This window comes from Bacillus sp. SRB_331 (genome assembly GCF_003264175.1).
GTDB classification, from domain to species: Bacteria; Bacillota; Bacilli; order Bacillales; family Bacillaceae_G; genus Bacillus_A; species Bacillus_A mycoides.
Genome location: NZ_NADV01000062.1, coordinates 11024 through 14813, shown reverse-complemented (window position 1 = coordinate 14813; position 3790 = coordinate 11024). Strand labels below are relative to the sequence as shown.

The 3790-nt window shown below is 31.0% G+C and carries 4 protein-coding genes; all 4 read right to left on the bottom strand.

Annotation, left to right across the window (positions count from 1 at the left end):
• Nucleotides 1-141: 141 nt before the first annotated feature.
• Nucleotides 142-831 (bottom strand): IS6 family transposase, encoded by a 690-nt coding sequence (locus B5P42_RS29435; protein WP_113735904.1) that lies wholly within the window; start codon nucleotides 829-831, stop codon nucleotides 142-144.
• 1127 nt (nucleotides 832-1958) lie between these two features.
• Nucleotides 1959-2219 (bottom strand): hypothetical protein, encoded by a 261-nt coding sequence (locus B5P42_RS29430; protein ID WP_113735903.1) that lies wholly within the window; start codon nucleotides 2217-2219, stop codon nucleotides 1959-1961.
• Nucleotides 2220-2466: 247 nt separating this feature from the next.
• Entirely contained in the window at nucleotides 2467-2895 is a 429-nt protein-coding gene (locus tag B5P42_RS29425; RefSeq protein WP_002205062.1) for a DUF5412 domain-containing protein, read from the bottom strand.
• 197 nt (nucleotides 2896-3092) lie between these two features.
• Nucleotides 3093-3320: a hypothetical protein gene (locus B5P42_RS29420; protein WP_113735902.1), complete on the bottom strand. Its 228-nt coding sequence runs from the start codon at nucleotides 3318-3320 to the stop codon at nucleotides 3093-3095.
• Nucleotides 3321-3790 lie beyond the last annotated feature (470 nt).

Here is a 3790-nt window from a genome sequence, read left to right as displayed (position 1 = left end):
TACCTGTTAGATAAACTAAAAAGAAAAACACTCGTCCTTAATCAGAACGAGTGTTTTTTTATCCGTAAACGTCAAGTAACTTCACGGCTCTGTTGCAAAGTTTTTATATAAACAAAAAAATCCTAATTTAGTAGGTAGAGTTTATGCAATTTTGAATAGTTTCTCTAATTCATTGTACGTCGAAAAAACGAAGTTTGGTTGTTGCAAACTTCGTTTTTGTTTATATAGGGCATGAATGGTTTCGATTCCTTTGATTGTACGTGAAGCATGACGAAGATTTTGAAATCCTGCGGATTTGACAAAACGTCGCTTGATATGACTATGGTCCTGTTCGATGAGATTATTGAAATGCTTAACGGTGCAATGTTTCGTATGCAAATAAAAACCGTTATTTTTCAGTTTTTTGAGCGCACAAAGTAGGGCTAGAGCCTTGTCTGTTGTGAGAACCGTTGTTTCTCCAAAAGTTTTCACTAACCTTTTCATAAACATATAGGCGGCTTGATGATCCCTTGTTTTACGAAGTTGGATATCCAAGGTGTACCCTTCTCGATCAATCGCACGATAAAGATAACACCACTCTCCTTTGACTTTGATGTAGGTCTCATCTAAATGCCATACGAAATGTGCTGATTTATTTTTCTTCTTCCAAATTTGATAAATTAAATCTCCATATTCATGAACCCAACGCATGATGGTTGTAGGATGAACCGATATTCCACGTTCTCTCAAAAGTTCAGATACATCGCGATAACTTAAAGAAAAACGACAATAGTAGCCTACGGCTACCAAAATAATACCTTTTTTAAAATGTTTTCCTTTAAAGTATCCCATGTATCATTCGCCTCATCTCAATTTCCCTACAGTTTAGCTCAGCTCAAAAAATTTTGCAACAGAACCCCAAATCTTATAGCTGCACTAGTTTATATCGTTATTTAATGTATATTGTATACAAAACTAGTTAACATAACACAAAATTATCGGTAGCAAGGAAAAGGGGGGAACCCTACTCTCCAAGGGAACCTTCTTTTTTGTTCTAGGGATCTATGCATTTTTTTATACATTCCTATCCTGGCGCGGTTTTAGGGTTCTTGTTTGTTACTGGATTACCCGAAAAATCGTATAAAATCTTGCATGATCTTAGCGTGGTTTTTTCCGAAATGCTGGCGGTATCGCTTCTATGATAAAACAACACTTGTTTCAAGAAAAAAATAAAGTAAACAAAACCCACAGAGAACAAGAATATTTTCTGCGGGTTTTGTTTATTTCAAAGAAGCTTTGGGGAAGCTTGGTTTGATCAATTTTATTTTTCTAACACATCTTGCATTATAAAAATAAAATATAGAGTGTTTTGCATATACATTAGCGATAAGCTTATCTTACTTTAAATATCTTTCAAAAACCTTTCAAAAATGTTACAAAAGTCTTTCGTTGGTTTTAAAGACGCTCGGCCAAGATGAATAACAGAATCAGTTCATTCTCTACCTCACGCTAACAATAATATGTGTACTTTTTCTGTACTTGGATCTCTTTATTTTAAAGGATTCTTTTTTTGTTATAAATCCACAAATAAAAAAGATAAGATCGAAGAGTATGATCTTATCTCTAGCATAAGGGAAAAACAAAGGCAAAAACCATCTTAATTTTATAATAGTATATTTTGTTAATTTTCAATATTAAAACCATGATTAACAGTAATATCTATATTGAGAAATTTATTACAAATTTAGTTGTAAATATTTAAAGTATCGAAAGTAAACTTTTATTTATTAGTTTATTTTCATTCCCCCTTAAACATTGACCTCACAACAATTCCCCTGATATTCTCAAAATTAACAATAAAAGTATACATTCAAAACCCTATAAATAAAAAGTTAAAGAAACCTGTAAACAAAAAAACAATTCATTAATCTAAAAAAGAATACCACATTTAAAGGCAGTATTCTTTTTTATAATTTCATCTAAGCAACTAAATAATTAAATGCCATATATATGGCTAGAAATACACCTACTACTAATTCAAGACCAATAATTATATTTGAAACATTTAAATACAAATCTCTTATGCTTCTATATATAAACATAATCCCTAATAAAAAAAATGTAACATATAAAAATTGATCTATGCTAAAAGCTAAAGTACCAGATAGTAAAATTAAAATTAGAAACAGCTTGTCTATTGTTTTATAATTAATTATATTTTGTCCAACAAATGATTGCATAAATTCCCTCCTAATATTCATTTCCCTAATTATGGATATTACAAGGTCTATTATATCATGAATTTTCTGTTTTTTACGTTGTAAATAAGCTGTTTATATAAGCTTACACAACCCCACTTATCAGCAGTCAATCTATCTAGAAACCTAGAAAAGTCCCTTTAGAAGATCTAAAGGGACTTTTTATTCATATAATTCTACCTATCGATAATTAAACAAGTAAGATTGACTAAATCTAATTTTTCTTGTTTTATTTAATAAATTGTTTAGGCATTTCTTTAATGTGATTGTCATCATCACGCCAATCATAGGTTTCTTTCTTTGAAATGTCTAAAGTTTGATCTCCAATTCTAACACTATCCTTATTTACCCATTCAATATATGGATCTGCATCTGGATAATTCCAATATATATTTTCCGCTGAATCCGTATTAAGATTAACTAATTCACCCCTAACAGCATCGGCACTTAATGATCCTGCATTATGAAAATAAGTTTTTATGAGGTATTTTCCATCTGGGGATTTCACTGTTTGAATTAATTCGCCTTTTGGAACACCTTGCAAACTAAAAAATTTCCAATATCCGAACCCAATTATAATTACTAACATAGAAAATATAATTATTAATGCTTTTCCTTTTGTTTTTTTTATTTTACCCTTTGTATTTACATCATCCATTCTTTCAACTCCACCCTAAATAATATAAACCATATTGTACCATTTGATAAAAGGTGCAATATATCAAAAAATACATATTCCACCTTTTAATTATTATAAAAAAGGGCATTGTTCACATAATTCCCGTTATAGGAAGCTAATTTTTAATATTACAGCAATCCCCTCTCCTGTTCAGAGATAAGTGTAATCCACACCCACTAATCATTCTCACCTGAATACACTTTTAAATCTTCCATTGCTATGGCTATAGCATGTTTTTCTGTATCAATTAACGATATTCCCTGTTTAATAGGAGCCCAATACTCATATCCGTAATCCTCAAACCACGCAAAAACTTCTGTAGTGAAAAAGCGATTATTTCGTTTGATAACTTGAACTTTGTATCTTTTGTTTGGGGAAACAATCTCTTTAATAATTTCTTTCATTGTCTATCTCCTTCTACCTTTTATCCAGATTGTACCACATCAAGAATATAGATAATGGAAGGTATTTTGATTGCATAAAGTATTCATTTCATGTTTACATAACGTCCTATTATCAGTAGCAAATAAAACGCACAAACCGTTGATACAGTTTGTGCGTTTTATTTTTGTATTATTCTATGCATCATTTTATACATTCCTATCCTGGCGCGGTTTTAGGGTTCTTGTTTGTTACTGGATTACCCGAAAAATCGTATAAAATCTTGCATGATCTTAGCGTGGTTTTTTTCCGAAATGCTGGCGGTACCCCATGCCCATCAACTTAAGAAAAGTAAATACCCCAAAAAAGAAAAAATGAGCTAAATTCTCAAACTAACTAATTGTAGAGAAAGAGAATTTTTATTTAGGGTGTACTTCAAAATCTTAGCTTGATAGCGATGTGGCGATATCCCTTTTAAAAGTTCTTGAACGAA

What these genes read in the sequence shown, in the direction of transcription:
- B5P42_RS29430 (WP_113735903.1), bottom strand. Translation starts at nt 2,219, where the DNA reads ATGCAATCATTTGTTGGACAAAATATAATTAATTATAAAACAATAGAC.
- B5P42_RS29435 (WP_113735904.1), bottom strand. Translation starts at nt 831, where the DNA reads ATGGGATACTTTAAAGGAAAACATTTTAAAAAAGGTATTATTTTGGTA.
- B5P42_RS29420 (WP_113735902.1), bottom strand. Translation starts at nt 3,320, where the DNA reads ATGAAAGAAATTATTAAAGAGATTGTTTCCCCAAACAAAAGATACAAA.
- B5P42_RS29425 (WP_002205062.1), bottom strand. Translation starts at nt 2,895, where the DNA reads ATGGATGATGTAAATACAAAGGGTAAAATAAAAAAAACAAAAGGAAAA.